The 14,583-nt window shown below is 71.3% G+C and carries 13 protein-coding genes; 7 read left to right on the forward strand and 6 right to left on the reverse strand.

What is annotated here, in order from left to right; all coding sequences use genetic code 11:
* Nucleotides 1-4 precede the first annotated feature (4 nt).
* Both H4696_RS08820 and H4696_RS08825 read right to left on the reverse strand, forming a co-directional pair.
* Nucleotides 5-517: a 2'-5' RNA ligase family protein gene (locus tag H4696_RS08820; protein WP_338078661.1), complete on the reverse strand. Its 513-nt coding sequence runs from the start codon at nt 515-517 to the stop codon at nt 5-7.
* Between the two features lie 16 nt (nt 518-533).
* On the reverse strand, nt 534-953 hold the full coding sequence (locus tag H4696_RS08825) for a hypothetical protein (RefSeq protein WP_192782177.1): 420 nt from the start codon (nt 951-953) through the stop codon (nt 534-536).
* A 154-nt stretch (nt 954-1,107) separates the two neighbouring features.
* On the opposite strand from H4696_RS08825, the gene dinB reads away from it, so the two are divergent.
* Entirely contained in the window at nt 1,108-2,298 is a 1,191-nt protein-coding gene (gene dinB, locus H4696_RS08830; protein ID WP_192782178.1) for a DNA polymerase IV, read from the forward strand.
* Nucleotides 2,299-2,310: 12 nt separating this feature from the next.
* On the opposite strand, the gene H4696_RS08835 is transcribed toward dinB, so the two are convergent.
* Nucleotides 2,311-3,171 carry a class I SAM-dependent methyltransferase gene (locus tag H4696_RS08835; protein WP_086861381.1) on the reverse strand — a complete coding sequence of 287 codons (861 nt, stop codon included), beginning with the start codon at nt 3,169-3,171 and terminating at the stop codon, nt 2,311-2,313.
* A gap of 218 nt (nt 3,172-3,389) precedes the next feature.
* Here H4696_RS08835 and H4696_RS08840 point away from each other — a divergent pair, with 218 nt between their 5' ends.
* The 3 genes from H4696_RS08840 (at nt 3,390) to fdhD (ending at nt 6,320) form a co-directional block, all read left to right on the forward strand.
* Complete coding sequence (locus H4696_RS08840) at nt 3,390-3,800, forward strand: histone-like nucleoid-structuring protein Lsr2 (protein WP_086861382.1); 411 nt, start codon at nt 3,390-3,392, stop codon at nt 3,798-3,800.
* A gap of 374 nt (nt 3,801-4,174) precedes the next feature.
* Nucleotides 4,175-5,485, forward strand: a complete 1,311-nt coding sequence (locus H4696_RS08845; RefSeq protein WP_086861383.1) for an OFA family MFS transporter — start codon at nt 4,175-4,177, stop codon at nt 5,483-5,485.
* Between the two features lies 1 nt (nt 5,486).
* The gene (gene fdhD / locus H4696_RS08850) at nt 5,487-6,320 is read left to right on the forward strand and encodes a formate dehydrogenase accessory sulfurtransferase FdhD (RefSeq protein ID WP_192782180.1); all 834 of its coding nucleotides are present in this window, start codon (nt 5,487-5,489) and stop codon (nt 6,318-6,320) included.
* On the opposite strand, the gene H4696_RS08855 is transcribed toward fdhD, so the two are convergent.
* From H4696_RS08855 to sucC, 3 genes are read right to left on the reverse strand one after another with little or no spacing between them, the layout of a single operon-like run.
* Nucleotides 6,308-7,135 (reverse strand): LysR family transcriptional regulator, encoded by an 828-nt coding sequence (locus tag H4696_RS08855; RefSeq protein WP_086861384.1) that lies wholly within the window; start codon nt 7,133-7,135, stop codon nt 6,308-6,310. The two genes, fdhD and H4696_RS08855, sit on opposite strands and share 13 nt — an antisense overlap.
* Nucleotide 7,136: 1 nt before the next feature.
* Nucleotides 7,137-8,018: a succinate--CoA ligase subunit alpha gene (gene sucD, locus H4696_RS08860; protein WP_192782181.1), complete on the reverse strand. Its 882-nt coding sequence runs from the start codon at nt 8,016-8,018 to the stop codon at nt 7,137-7,139.
* A gap of 1 nt (nt 8,019) precedes the next feature.
* Nucleotides 8,020-9,165, reverse strand: a complete 1,146-nt coding sequence (gene sucC / locus H4696_RS08865) for an ADP-forming succinate--CoA ligase subunit beta (RefSeq protein ID WP_192782182.1) — start codon at nt 9,163-9,165, stop codon at nt 8,020-8,022.
* A 268-nt stretch (nt 9,166-9,433) separates the two neighbouring features.
* Between sucC and H4696_RS08870 the strand changes: the two genes are divergently transcribed.
* From H4696_RS08870 to H4696_RS08880, 3 genes are read left to right on the forward strand one after another with little or no spacing between them, the layout of a single operon-like run.
* Nucleotides 9,434-11,170, forward strand: a complete 1,737-nt coding sequence (locus tag H4696_RS08870; protein WP_211299699.1) for a thiamine pyrophosphate-binding protein — start codon at nt 9,434-9,436, stop codon at nt 11,168-11,170.
* Nucleotides 11,171-11,184: 14 nt separating this feature from the next.
* Nucleotides 11,185-12,414 carry a formyl-CoA transferase gene (gene frc / locus H4696_RS08875; protein ID WP_086861127.1) on the forward strand — a complete coding sequence of 410 codons (1,230 nt, stop codon included), beginning with the start codon at nt 11,185-11,187 and terminating at the stop codon, nt 12,412-12,414.
* On the forward strand, nt 12,415-14,541 hold the full coding sequence (locus H4696_RS08880) for an acetate--CoA ligase family protein (protein WP_086861129.1): 2,127 nt from the start codon (nt 12,415-12,417) through the stop codon (nt 14,539-14,541).
* Nucleotides 14,542-14,583 lie beyond the last annotated feature (42 nt).

Raw genomic sequence — 14,583 nt, forward strand, 5'->3', positions numbered from 1 at the left:
CCGTTCAGCCCCCGAACGGCGCTGAGAGCCTCGGTTCCCAGCCCTTGTCCGTGAGCGCGACCAGCTGCAACTCCACCGCCCGGTCATACACCGGAAGCAGCGGCCGGACCTCGGCGGCCACCCGCTCGAGGACCTCCACCTCACCACCCATCGCCACCGTCAGGTGCGCGGCCGGCCGGGGACCGAACCGCCCGCCGTACGGCTCGACCGAGGGCCACCGAGCGCAGACCGCGTCGGTGACCGGCTGGAGGGCGGGGACCGGGATCGCCGCGAAACCGGGCGCGGTCAAGAACTCGGTCAGCGGCACGTCGATCGGCGGGAACGTCGCCGCCAGCTCGCGCGCCGCGTCGAGGACCTGGTCGGTCAGCTCCGCATCCGGCAAGAAGGGGTAGAGGGCCGTCACGTGGGCGGGCAGGCCGGGGCGGACCAGGGCGGGGTCGACGCGGCGGGCGGCGTCCAGGATCGGCTCGGCGGCGGGCAGCAGGATCACCAGTGCGGTGGTTCCGGTTTCGGGCACCTCCGCATCATGGCAGTCACGCGACGGCGGACTCCGGGAACCGGCCCGCGCGGGCCAAGGAAAGGCTGCGCCGGCACAGCTCGACGAGCTCCTCGTTGGCGCGGCTGCGCGGGACGCGCCCGCAGAGCCCGCACCGGATGGTCACCTCGCCGGCCAGTTCGTCGACCGCGACCAGCGCCTGGTGGTCGCAGCGGCGGCACCAGCGGTAGCCGATCGCCGGGTTCGTGTGTACCGGCGACGACACGCATTCGTGCAGCCAGCGGCGGTGCGTGCGGCAGGTGACGCGGTCGGTCGGATCGAGGCCGCCGTCGTCTTCCACGCGGTCTTCGCTCGCCAGCGTCGAAGCCAGCAGCGGCTGCCGCGCGGCCGCGGGCCGGTCTTCGGGGTTCGGCGTGGCCCACGCGTGGTGGTCGCCGCACCGGCACTTCTCGCTCATGTCGCCCCCAGGGTCGGGTCGTTCGATGGCTCGAGTGTGAGCGCGGCCACGCACGGCGGACAACCGGAAAAGCGCTCTGTGTCGACCGGCGGCACGCCATTCGCGTCGGACGGGTGAGCGGACTTCGGCGCTCAGTTATGCGAACATATGTTCTATGACCGACGAGGGGCCCATCCTGCACGCCGATCTCGACTCGTTCTACGCGTCGGTCGAGCAGCGCGACGATCCGGCGTTGAAAGGACGGCCGGTGATCGTCGGCGGCGGGGTCGTGCTCGCCGCGAGTTACGAGGCCAAGGCCTACGGCGTGCGCACGGCGATGGGCGGCACGCAGGCCCGCAGGCTGTGCCCGCACGCGGTCGTCGTGCCGCCGCGGATGTCGGCGTACCTGGCCGCCAGCCGCGCGGTGTTCCAGGTGTTCCACGACACGACGCCTTGGGTGGAAGGCATCTCGATCGACGAGGCGTTCCTGGACGTCGGCGGGTTGGCCAGGATCGGCGGACGGCCGAGCCACATCGCCGAACGGCTCCGCGCCGCCGTCGCCGAGCGGGCGGGGCTGCCGATCACGGTCGGGGTGGCGCGGACGAAGTTCCTCGCCAAGGTCGCCAGCCGGGTGGCCAAACCGGACGGCCTGCTCGTCGTCCCGCACGACGGCGAGCTGGAGTTCCTCCACCCGCTGCCGGTTTCGGCGCTCTGGGGCGTCGGCAAGGTCACCACGGAGAAGCTGCACGCGCGCGGGATCCGCACGGTCGGCCAGCTCGCGACGTCCGAGCAGGTCGACCTCGACGGCTTGCTCGGCCGCGGACCCGGCCGCCACCTCCACGCCCTCGCGCACAACCGCGACCCGCGCCGGGTGGAGGTGGGGGTGCGGCGCCGCTCGATCGGCGCCCAGCGGTCACTCGGCCGCGGCAGGCGGACCCCGGCCGAGCTGGACGTCGTGCTGGTGGCGCTGATCGACCGGATCGCCCGCCGGCTGCGAGCGGCCCACCGCGTCTGCCGGACGGTCACGATCCGCCTGCGCTTCGCGGATTTCGAACGCGCGACCCGTTCGCACACGCTGGCCGACCCGACAGCCGGCACCGGCGTGCTGCTCGCCGCGGCGCGGGAACTGCTCGTCGCCGCGCTCCCGCTGATCGCGGACCGGGGGATCACGCTGCTCGGCGCCGCACTGTCCAACCTGACCGACGACGACCCGTTCCAGCTCGCCCTCCCCTTCGAACGGCAGCGGGCGACGGAACTCGACAGCGCGCTGGACGCGGTGCGCGACCGTTTCGGGAAGGCGGCGGTCACCCGCGCGGTTCTGCTCGGCCGCCCGGACGACCTCGAAGTGCCGATGCTCCCCGACTGAGGAATCGCCGGATCAGCTGTCGATGCGGCGGGCATGGGTCAGCGTGGACAGGGCGACGGGCCGAAGCGCGTCGGTGCGCTCCCACAGCCGCGCGGCGATGCTCTGCCGCTGCCCGGCCTGTTCGAGGACTTCGAATCCCGCGGCGCGCAAGAGATCGGCGAACGCGGCGGGGGAGAGGACCGTGTGCCACGGCTCACCCCCGGCCGCGGCGACCGGCCCGACCGCTTCGGCGTAACCGTTTCCGGCCGCGTCGCGCAGTTCCGCGGGAAGCAGGTGATCCGCGACGATTTCCGATCCCGGCGCGAAACGGCCGAGATCCGTCAATGTGGCGGCAATCGCCTCGCGCGTCAGGTACATGGTGACACCGAGCCAGCTCACGAACACGGGGCGAAACAGGTCCAGTCCACTCTGGACGAGCCGTTCCCGGAGCGGATCCGCTTCGAAGTCGACCGGCACGAAGGTGACCGAAGCCGGTTCGGCGATCCCGGCGGCGGCGAGCAGTTCCCGTTTGACCACCTGGGTCGCCGGGTGGTCGACCTCGAACACCCGGAAACGTCCGGGTACTGTGCGATATGCGAACGAATCGAGGCCGGCGCCCAGAATCAGATACTGGTCTATACCGGAATGGGAGAGCCGCTCCTCGGTGAACCGGCTTCGGCACAGCGCCTCGGCGCGGGCCCCCGCGAGGACCGGATGGGTGCCGTGGAGCCTGTGGTATACCAAGAGATCCTCCGCCCGCGCGCCGAGGAGCGTCACGGCGAAGGAGTCCGCGAAGATGTACGGTTCGGCGTCGACGAGCAAATGTGCCGCCCGTGCGGCGGCTGCGGTGAAGGCGGTCCGGCTGGCATTACCGGGAAACTCGGGGTTGGTCACGTCACCACGGTACCGATTTGATTTCGAGCATATCACAAAATTGATTTTTCGACAAGACGCAGCCCATTTCGACTCCGTTGCGGTCACTCTGGACCCGGGCGACCCGCTCGCCCGGGCGGCCATTGTGGACGCTTCACGGGTGTCGCGCGTGCCGGACGGGATTCGACAGGTTAGGGTCTGTCCGACCGTGTTCTGGAGAAGATGAGGAACGACGAACCATGGCGCAACGGGTGCAGGTCCAGATGGTGGACGACCTCGACGGGAGCGAGGCTTCGCAGACCGTCCCCTTCAGTCTCGACGGGGTGACCTACGAAATCGACCTGTCGGAGGACAACGCCTCCGCGCTGCGCGACGAACTCGCGCGCTACGTCGGCGCCGCGCGGCGCATCGGGGGCCGCAAGGTCCGCCTCGCGACCGGCCAGTCGCTGTCCGGCTCGGGCAGCTCGGGCACCGACCGCGAGCGCAACCGGCAGATCCGCGAATGGGCCCAGGCCAACGGCTACGAGGTCGCCGAGCGCGGCCGCCTCTCCAGCGAGATCATCGCCGGCTTCGAGGCCGACCAGGCCGCGGCGGCCGAGCCGGTCGACACCAAGCCGGCGCGCAAGCGGGCCCCGCGCAAGAAGTCTTGAGGTCGGCGGAACCGCCTGACGCGTAGCCGGATCGTCGCGGTGAGTGCGCACCGCGCGGTCCGCTCGCGGGAGTTCCGGCCGGAGCGCCCCGATGGGACGTCGAGTGCGATCACCGCGCCCGACGTCACTTCGGGGCGCTTTCGTGCGTCCGTAGGTGTTCGTTGTGGACGACGGACGCGGTTCGGCGGGTGTCAAACCTTGTCGACGGTGCCTTCGATGGCCAGACTGTCAGTGCTCCGCGCGGCCGGTACCGCGTAGGAGCACCGGCCCGGTGGCCGCCTCCTCCCTCGATGGCCACCGGGCCGCCTTCTTGCCTCAACCGGCCGTCTACCGCATACTGCATACAATCTGCAGTCTGCGAGGAGGCGGTCGCCATGACCGAGATCCGCGAGCTCCGGGACGTCTACGGCCGGCGGTACCGCGTCGGGGAATCCGATCGGGAACTGCTCGGCAGGCCGCGGACGTGGATCACCTGGCTGGCCGCCGCGGCCATGCTCGCCGCCGGGGTGCAGCAGTACGGCTTCGCCGCGATCGTCCCGGCGCTGAGCCGGGCGCACGGCTGGACGTTCGGCGGGATCGCGCTGTCCTTCGCGGTGTGGGCGATCTGCCAGGCCGGGGTGGCCTTCCCGGCGGCGTGGCTGCGCGACCGCGGGGCGCTGCCCGCGCCGATCGCGATGGCCGCCGGCGCTGTTCTGTGCGCGGCCGGGCTCGTCACGCTCGGCCACGCGAGCAGCCTGGTCACCGTGTTCCTCGGGTACTCCGTGCTCGGCGGGCTTGGCACCGGACTGGTGTACGCCACCTGTGTCGGCGCCGTCCTGGCGTGGTTTCCGGAGCGCACGGGCCCGCGCGCGGGCGTCGTGAGCGGTGCTTTCGCCTTCGGCAGCGTGCCTTTCGTCGTCCTCGCCGCCGCACTGCCCGAGGCGAGAGCAGCGCTCTTGGACGTGACTGCCGCTCTCGTGGTCGTCGTGATCGCCGGCTGTGGCGCGGTGCTGCGCTACCCGCCGCGGCACTGGTGGCCCGCCACACCGGAGCCGCGTGCCTGGGCGCTGGACCGGGCGCACAACCGGCGGCCGGCCGTCCGGCACTACCGGCCGGCGGAACTCCTCCGGTGCGCCACGACGCGCGCGCTGTACCTGGTGGTCGTGCTCGCCGCCGCCGTGCTGTTGTTCGACCTGGCCTACCTGGCGACGTTCGTCGCCGAGCGCAGCGGACCCGGGCTCGCGGCGGCCGCGGTGGCGGTGCTCGCCGCGGCGACCGGCGGTGGTCGCGTCCTCATCGGACGGCTGGCCGACCGGCTCGGCCGCCACCGGATCCTGCGCTTCGCGCTCGTCGCGGGCGGGCTCGCGCAGTTCGTCCTGTTCTCTTCGGGCGAGCACCGGCACGCGGCCGGCCTGCTGCTGGGCGCCGCGCTGGCCGGGCTCGGCAACGGGTGCTGCTACACGCTGCTGGTCGGGCTGGTGCGCGAGTACTTCGGCGAGGAGTCGGTCGCGCAGAACTTCGGGATCCTCTACAGCGCCAAGGCGGCGGGCGCCGTGGTCGGGATCGGGCTGACCGCGGTCGTCGTGGCTTCGCACGGGTTCGCCGGTGCCTTCACCGTGGCCGGTGTGCTGAGCCTGGCGGCCGGGGTGCTGTCCGGGCGGCTGACCCAGCCGGGCCGCCCCGAGTCGCTGCTGCCGGTGGCCTGACGTGGGCCGGATGACGAGCCGGCGCCGGGTGGTGCGCGTCCGGGACGGCGCGCACACGATGCGGCCGGACACGCTCACCGTCGAGGAACCCCTCGAGATCCGGGTCGGCGGCAAGGCGCTGTCGATCACGATGCGGACGCCGGGCGACGACTTCGACCTCGCCGCGGGCTTCCTGGTCGGCGAAGGGGTGGTCCGCGCGCCCGCCGACATCCAGGCGATCCGCTACTGCGCCGGCGCGACGGCCGACGGCGGCAACACCTACAACGTCCTCGACGTGGCGCTGGCCGAGGGCGTCGCCCCGCCGGACGCGTCGGTGGCGCGGAACTTCTACACGACGTCGTCGTGCGGCCTGTGCGGAAAGGCGAGCCTGGACGCGGTCCGCACGACGGTGCCGTGGCCGGTTGCCACCGACCCGTTCACGACGGACCCGGCGGCGCTCGCTGGTCTGCCAGACGAACTCCGTGCGGCGCAACGGGTTTTCGACCGGACGGGCGGCCTCCACGCGGCGGGCCTGTTCGACGCCGACGGGAAGCTGTTGTGCCTGCGCGAGGACGTCGGGCGGCACAACGCGGTGGACAAGGTCGTCGGCTGGGCCACGCGAGCCGGGAACCTGCCGCTGGCGGGCACGGCGCTGATGGTGAGCGGCCGGACGTCGTTCGAGCTGGTGCAGAAGGCCGTGATGGCGGGGATCCCGTTGCTGGCCGCGGTTTCGGCGCCGTCGTCGCTGGCGGTGGACCTGGCCGCGGAGCTGGGGCTGACGCTGGTGGGGTTCCTGCGCGGGACGTCCATGAACGTCTACACGCGACCGGACCGCCTGGGCCTTCAACCGAGCTGACCGAGCACCACCCCGACGGCGCCTTCGACCGGACTCCGGTGCACGGCAGCGAGCTGCCACGTGGGCGGGTGGTCGAATCGCCGCACGGTGAGCTCGGGAAACCGCGCGGCCACGGAGGCGGGCAGCACACAGGCGGCGAGCCCGGCCCGCACGATCCCCGTGGCGGCGGCGAGATCATCGACTTCGAGCGTGATCCGGCGGCAGGGGAAGGCCCGGTCGACGGCTTCGCGGATCGCCCAGCCGAGCGGAAAGTCGACGAGGGCCAGGGCGGAGAGGTCCGCGGGAGCGGAGCGCGATCCACCGGGCGCGGTGGCGAGCACGAGTTCTTCGGCGGCGAGCGGAGTGGTGACCAGGCCAACCCGGGCATGATCCGCGACCGTCGCGGAAACCGCCGTCAACACCACGTCCACTGTGGACTCCGCCACCGCGCACCCCGCCTCCCCGGCCGCCACCGAGCGGACCTCGACAGCCAGGCCCGGGTGCGCCTCCCGCAGTCTCACCAGCACCCGGTGCAGGTCCGTCAGCAATCCCGCGCAGACCCCCACCCGCACCCGCCCACCCACCGGCGAAACCACCGCCCGTGCACGCTCCGCCGCCTCCAGGGCCGCCCGCGCCGCGGGTACGAAGGCCTCGCCGGCGGGCGTCAGCACCACGCGGTGGGTCGTGCGGTGGAACAACGGCGTCCCCAAATCGCGCTCCAGCGCGCGGACCACTGTGGACACCGTCGACTGCACCGTCCGCAGCCGCTGGGCCGCCGCCGTGAAGCCGCCCTCCTCGGCGACGGCCACCGCCACCGCCAGCTGACGGAGTTCCATTTCAGCCGAGCACCTCGCGGACCAGTGCCGCGGTCTCGCTCGGGGTGCGGCCCACGCGGATGCCGGCCGCCTCCAGGGCCGCCTTCTTCGCGGCCGCCGTGCCCGATGAGCCGGAGACGATCGCGCCCGCGTGGCCCATCGTCTTGCCCTCCGGTGCGGTGAAGCCCGCGACGTAGCCGACGACCGGCTTGGACACGTTGGCCCGGACGAACTCCGCGGCGCGTTCCTCCGCGTCGCCGCCGATTTCGCCGATCAGGACGATCACGTCGGTCTCCGGGTCCTTTTCGAACGCTTCGACGGCGTCGATGTGCGTCGTCCCGATGATCGGGTCGCCGCCGATGCCGACGCACGTCGAGAAGCCGACGTCCCGCAGCTCGTGCATCAGCTGGTAGGTCAGCGTGCCGGACTTCGACACCAGGCCGATCCGGCCCGGGCCGGTGATGTCGGCCGGGATGATGCCGGCGTTGGCGCGGCCGGGGGAGATGATGCCGGGGCAGTTCGGGCCGATGACACGCGTCCGCCCGCCCGCCGCGACGGCGTGGGCCCACAGCCGCGCGGAATCGTGCACCGGGACGCCTTCGGTGATCACCACCGCCAGTCCGATGCCGGCGTCCACCGCTTCGATCACCGCGTCCGCGACGAACGGCGGAGGTACGAACAGCACGCAGACGTCGGCGTCCGCCGAAGCCATCGACTCCGCGACGCTGCCGAACACCGGCAGCGAACGGCCGGTGAGCTCCACCGTCTGCCCGGCCTTGCGCGGGTTCACCCCGCCGACGACGTTCGTCCCGGCGGCCAGCATCCGCCGGGTGTGCTTGGCGCCTTCGGAGCCGGTCATGCCGGAGACGACGATCCGGCTGGTCTCGTCCAGGAAGATGGCCACGTCAGACCTCTGCGATCGCGAGCTTCGCCGCCTCGCGGGCGGCGTCGTCCATGGTGGCCACCACGGTGACCAGGGGGTGGGCGGCTTCGGCGAGGATCCGCCTGCCTTCGGTGACGTTGTTCCCGTCGAGCCGGACGACCAGTGGCTTGGTCGCGCGCGAACCCAGAACCTCCAGCGAGCGCACGATCCCGGTCGCGACTGCGTCGCACGCGGTGATGCCGCCGAAGACGTTGACGAACACGCTGCGCACCCGCGGGTCCCCGAGGATTACCGTCAGCCCGTTCACCATGACCTCGGCCGACGCGCCGCCGCCGATGTCGAGGAAGTTCGCCGGGCCGCGCGCGCCCGCCTCGGCCGCGGCCGCCGCGACGACGTCCAAAGTGGACATGACGAGGCCGGCGCCGTTGCCGATCACGCCGATGTCGCCGTCCAGCCGGACGTAGTTGAGGCCCTTCGCGTGCGCCTCCCGTTCCAGGGGGTCGCCGCCGGTGTCGTCGTCGAACGCGGCGGACCGCCGGAAGGCCGCGTTGTCGTCCAGGGTGATCTTCCCGTCCAGCGCGACGATCCCGGCCGACGTGCTCGCCAGGGGATTGACCTCGACGAGCGTGCAGTCTTCGGCGACGAACACCGCCCACAGCTTCTCGACGACCCTGGCCACCGCGGCCCGGACGTCGGCCGGGAACGTCGCCGCGACCTCGGCCGCGTCGACGCCGGTCAGCGGGTCGACCGGGACGCGCCGCAGCGCCGCCGGGTCGGTGGCCGCCACCTCTTCGATCTCCATCCCGCCGTGAACCGAGGCCATGGCGAGGAACGTCCGCCCGGCCCGGTCGAGCAGGAAGGAGACGTAGTACTCCTCGGCGATTTCGCTCGCTTCGGTGACCAGGACGCGGTGGACGGTGTGGCCCTTGATGTCCATCCCGAGGATGTCGTCGGCGGCCTGCTCGGCGTCGTCGGCCGTATGCACTACGCGGACGCCGCCCGCCTTGCCACGGCCGCCGGTCTTCACCTGCGCCTTGACCACGACCGGGCCGCCGAGAGCCGCCGCCGCGGCGCGGGCTTCCGCCGGATCGGCGGCGACGCGGCCGCGGGGGACGGGTACGCCGTGCTTCTCGAAGAGGTCACGGGCTTCGTGTTCGAAGAGGTCCATGCGGGGGCGTCCTTTCCGTGACGGGGCAGGGCAAGGGCGTGGAGTAGTGGTCCGCGGGGGCGGGATCGAGGCCCGGGAAAAACCCTGCGGATAGCCCTGGACACGGGCTGCTCGAGGAGTGACTATATGCCTACCCCATACGGTATGCAATCTACAGTCTGCCGCGAAGAGGCCGCTGACCTCGAAGGACGCCGGCAGCGGCACGAGCGGACCCGGAAACGGACCGCCGGACAAGAGAGATCCGGCGGCGGACCAGAGGAGTTGAGCGATGGCGCTGACCACGACCGGCACGACCGCGGGGGAGAGTGCCCGTGCGACGAACGGCGCCGAGCCCGCGCCGGCCGAAATCTCCGGCGGGCACCTGGTGGCGAAAGCCCTGAAGGCCGAAGGGGTCGACACGATCTTCACCCTGTGCGGCGGCCACATCATCGACATCTACGACGGCTGCGTCGACGAAGGCATCGAGGTCATCGACGTCCGGCACGAGCAGGTCGCGGCCCACGCCGCGGACGGCTACGCGCGGATCACCGGCAAGCCCGGCTGCGCGGTCGTGACCGCGGGTCCGGGCACCACCGACGCCGTCACCGGGGTCGCGAACGCGCTGCGCGCGGAGAGCCCGATGCTGCTCATCGGCGGCCAGGGCGCGCTGACCCAGCACAAGATGGGGTCCCTGCAGGACCTCCCGCACGTGGACATGATGGCGCCGATCACCAAGTTCGCCGCCACCGTGCCGCACACCGCCCGGGTCGCGGACCTCGTGAGCATGGCGTTCCGCGAGGCCTACGCCGGTGCGCCGGGACCGTCCTTCCTGGAGATTCCGCGTGACGTCCTCGACGCGCGGGTGCCACTCGATCAGGCGCGCATCCCCGAAGCGGGCCGCTACCGCGCCTCGACGAAGAACGCGGGCGACCCCGCCGACATCGAGAAGCTCGCGGACCTGCTGGTCCACGCGAAGAAACCGGCCATCCTGCTCGGCAGCCAGGTCTGGACCACGCGGGCGACCGGGCCGGCGACCGACCTCGTCCGCACGCTGAACATCCCGGCGTTCATGAACGGCGCCGGCCGCGGCACGCTGCCCCCGGGCGACCCGCACCACTTCCAGCTCTCCCGCCGGTACGCCTTCGACAACGCCGACGTCATCGTCATCGTCGGCACCCCGTTCGACTTCCGGATGGGCTACGGCAAGCGGCTGTCGAAGGACGCCACCGTCGTCCAGATCGACCTCGACTACCGCACGGTCGGCAAGAACCGCGACGTCGACCTCGGCATCGTCGGCGACGCCGGCCAGGTCCTCGCCGCCGTCGCGGAGGCGGCATCCGGCCGGACCGACAACGGCGCCGTCGGCCGCAAGACCTGGCTCGAAGAGCTCCAGGCCGTGGAGGAGAAGGCGAAGCAGAAGCGGCTGCCGCTGCAGCACTCCGACGCGAGCCCGATCCACCCGTACCGGCTGGTCCACGAGATCAACGAGTTCCTCACCGAGGACTCGATCTACATCGGCGACGGCGGCGACATCGTCACCTTCTCCGGGCAGGTCGTCCAGCCCAAGTCGCCCGGGCACTGGATGGACCCCGGTCCACTCGGGACGCTCGGCGTCGGCATCCCGTTCGTCATGGCCGCCAAGCACGCCCGGCCGGACAAGGAGGTCGTCGCGCTCTTCGGCGACGGCGCCTTCAGCCTCACCGGCTGGGACTTCGAGACGCTGGTGCGGTTCGACCTGCCGTTCGTCGGGATCGTCGGCAACAACTCGTCGATGAACCAGATCCGCTACGGCCAGGCCGCGAAGTACGGCCTCCCGCGCGAGCGCGTCGGCAACACCCTCGGCGACGTCCGCTACGACGAGTTCGCGCGGATGCTCGGCGGCCACGGCGAAGAAGTCCGCGACCCCGCCGACATCGGGCCGGCGCTGCTGCGGGCGCGGGAGTCCGGCAAGCCGTCGCTGATCAACGTCTGGGTCGATCCCGACGTGTACGCCCCCGGAACCATGAACCAGACCATGTACAAGTGAGCGGAGGCCAACGCATGGGTAAGGCATTGGAGGGCGTCCGCGTCCTCGACATGACGCACGTGCAGTCCGGTCCGTCGTCGACGCAGCTGCTCGCCTGGCTCGGCGCGGACGTCATCAAGCTCGAAACGCCCGGCCGAGGCGACATCACCCGCGGGCAGCTGCGCGACCTGCCCGGGGTGGACAGCCTCTACTTCACGATGCTGAACGCCAACAAGCGCAGCATCACGCTCAACATGAAGAGCGAAGAAGGCAAAGAGATCTTCGAAAAGCTGGTGTCCGGTGTGGACGTCCTGGTCGAAAACTTCGGCCCCGGCGTCGTCGACCGGTTCGGCTACCCGTGGGAGAAACTGGCCTCGCTCAACCCGCGGTTGGTCTACGCCTCCATCAAGGGCTTCGGGCCCGGCCGCTACGCCGACTTCAAGGCCTACGAGGTGATCGCGCAGGCCATGGGCGGCGCCATGAGCACCACCGGCTTCGAGGACGGGCCGCCGACCGCGACCGGGGCGCAGATCGGCGACTCCGGCACCGGCATCCACCTGGTGGCCGCCATCCTCGCCGCGCTGTACCAGCGGACCTCCACCGGCCGCGGCCAGCGCGTCCAGGTCGCCATGCAGGACGCCGTGCTCAACCTGTGCCGGGTCAAGCTGCGCGACCAGCAGCGGCTCGCCCACGGCCCGCTCGGGGAGTACCCGAACGACCAGTTCGGCGACGAGGTCCCGCGGTCGGGCAACGCTTCCGGCGGCGGGCAGCCCGGCTGGGCGGTGAAGTGCGCCCCCGGCGGGCCGAACGACTACATCTACGTGATCGTCCAGCCACCCGGCTGGGCCCCGCTCGCCCGGCTGATCGGCAAGGGGGAGCTGGCCGACGACCCGGCGTGGGCCACCCCCGAGGTCCGCCTGTCCAAACTGGACAAGATGTTCGCCCTCGTCGAGGAGTGGACCGAGCGGCACACCAAGTGGGAAGTCATGGAGAAGCTCAACGCCTGCAACATCCCGTGCGGGCCGATCCTGTCCACGAAGGAGCTCATCGAGGACGACACCCTGGCCGAGCTCGGCTCGGTCGTCGAGGTGCCGCACCCGGAACGCGGCGCGTTCAAGACCGTCGGCTGCCCGCTGAAGCTGTCCGACTCACCGGTCGAGATCGAGCGGTCGCCCCTGCTCGGTGAGCACAACGAGGAAGTGCTGGGCGAACTCGGCTACGGCGAGGCGGAGCTCGAGAAGTTCCGCTCGGCGGGGGTGATCTGAGTGGCGGATCGCGCGGCGGTCGAAAAGATCCTCGACCAGGTGGCGGCCGAGGGGCGGTCCTCGCTGACCGCGCCCGAGGGGCGTGCGGTGTGCGAGGCATACGGTATCCCGACCCCGGCGGAACGGCTGGCGACCTCGGCCGAGGACGCCGTGGCCCACGCCGAGGCCATCGGGCTCCCGGTGGTGCTCAAGATCGTCTCCCCGGACATTCTCCACAAGACCGAGGCCGGCGGGGTGCTCGTCGGCGTTCAGGACGCCGAAGCCGTGAAGGCGGGTTTCGAGAAGATCGTCGAGAACGCGAAGGCCTACGACGCCGATGCGCGGATCCTCGGTGTCCAGGTCCAGCAGATGCTCACCGAAGGCCAGGAGGTGATCATCGGCTCGGTCACCGACCAGACGTTCGGGAAGGTCGTCGCGTTCGGCCTCGGCGGCGTGCTGGTGGAGGTGCTCAAGGACGTCACCTTCCGGCTCGCGCCGACGACCGCCGAGGAAGCGCTGTCGATGGTCGACGGTATCCAAGCGGCCGAGATCCTGCGGGGAGTCCGTGGCTCGGATCCTGTCGACCGAGACGCCTTGGCCGCCGTGATCACCGGCCTCGGCGAGCTGGTCACCGACTTCCCGCAGCTGTCCGAAGTGGACCTCAACCCGGTGCTCGCCACCGCGCGCGGCGCGACCGCGGTCGACGTCCGCATCCTGGTCGACCCGGACGCGGCGAAGGAGCCGATCCGGTTCACCCAGGAGGAGATCCTCGCCTCGATGAACCGGATCATGAAGCCGGCGTCGATCGCGGTGATCGGCGCGTCGGTCGAAGCCGGGAAGATCGGCAACTCGGTGATGAAGAACCTGGTCAACGGCGGTTACGCGGGCGAGATCCACCCGATCAACCCCAAGGCGGCCGAGATCCTCGACCGCAAGGCCTACCCGAGCATCGCCGACGTGCCGGGGGACGTCGACGTCGCGGTCTTCGCCATCCCGGCGAAATTCGTCCCCGCGGCGCTGGAGGAAGCCGGGAAGAAGGGCGTGGCCGGGGCGATCCTCATCCCGTCCGGCTTCGGCGAGACCGGCAACATCGAGCTGCAGGACCAGGTCGTCGCGATCGCGCGCAAGCACGGCGTGCGCGTCCTCGGCCCGAACATCTACGGCTACTACTACACGCCGGAAAACCTGTCGGCCACCTTCTGCACCCCGTACGACGTCAAGGGCGGCGTGGCCCTGTCGTCGCAGAGCGGCGGCATCGGCATGGCGATCCTCGGCTTCAGCCGCTCGGCGAAGATGGGTGTCTCCTCGATCGTCGGCGTCGGCAACAAGGCCGACATCGACGAGGACGACCTGCTCACGTTCTTCGAGCACGACGAGAACACCGAGCTGATCGCCATGCACTTGGAGGACCTGAAGGACGGGCGGGCGTTCGCGGAGACGGCGAAGCGCGTCTCCCGGCGCAAGCCGGTCGTGGTGCTGAAGGCCGGGCGGACGTCGCAGGGCGCGAAGGCGGCCAGTTCGCACACCGGCGCGCTGGCCGGGAACGACAAGGTCTACGACGACATCCTGCGCCAAAGCGGCGTCGTACGGGCACCCGGGCTCAACGACATGCTCGAGTACGCCCGCGGCATCCCCCTGCTGCCCGCGCCGAAGGGCGAGAACGTCGTCATCATCACCGGCGCCGGCGGCTCGGGTGTGCTGCTGTCGGACGCTTGCGTCGACAACGGGCTGCACCTGATGGAGATCCCGCCGGACCTCGACACCGCGTTCCGCGCGTTCATCCCGCCGTTCGGCGCGGCAGGCAACCCGGTGGACATCACCGGCGGCGAACCGCCATCGACCTACCGCAACACGATCGCGCTGGGCCTCGAGGACGACCGCGTCCACGCCCTGATCCTGGGCTACTGGCACACCATCGTCACCCCGCCGATGGTGTTCGCGGAACTGGTCTCCGAAGTGGTCGGCGAATACCGGGCGAAGGGGATCCACAAGCCCGTCGTCGCGTCGCTGTCCGGCGACGTCGAAGTCGAGGAGGCGAGCGCGTACCTCTACGACCACGGGGTGGTCGCCTACCCGTACACGACCGAAAAGCCCGTGGCGGTGCTCGGCGCGAAGTACCGCTGGGCGCGGGCCGCGGGCCTGCTCTGAACGTCCTCCACAGGGGCTGGCCCGACTACCGGGAAAGGACGA

Source organism: Amycolatopsis lexingtonensis (genome assembly GCF_014873755.1).
GTDB lineage: Bacteria > Actinomycetota > Actinomycetes > Mycobacteriales > Pseudonocardiaceae > Amycolatopsis > Amycolatopsis lexingtonensis.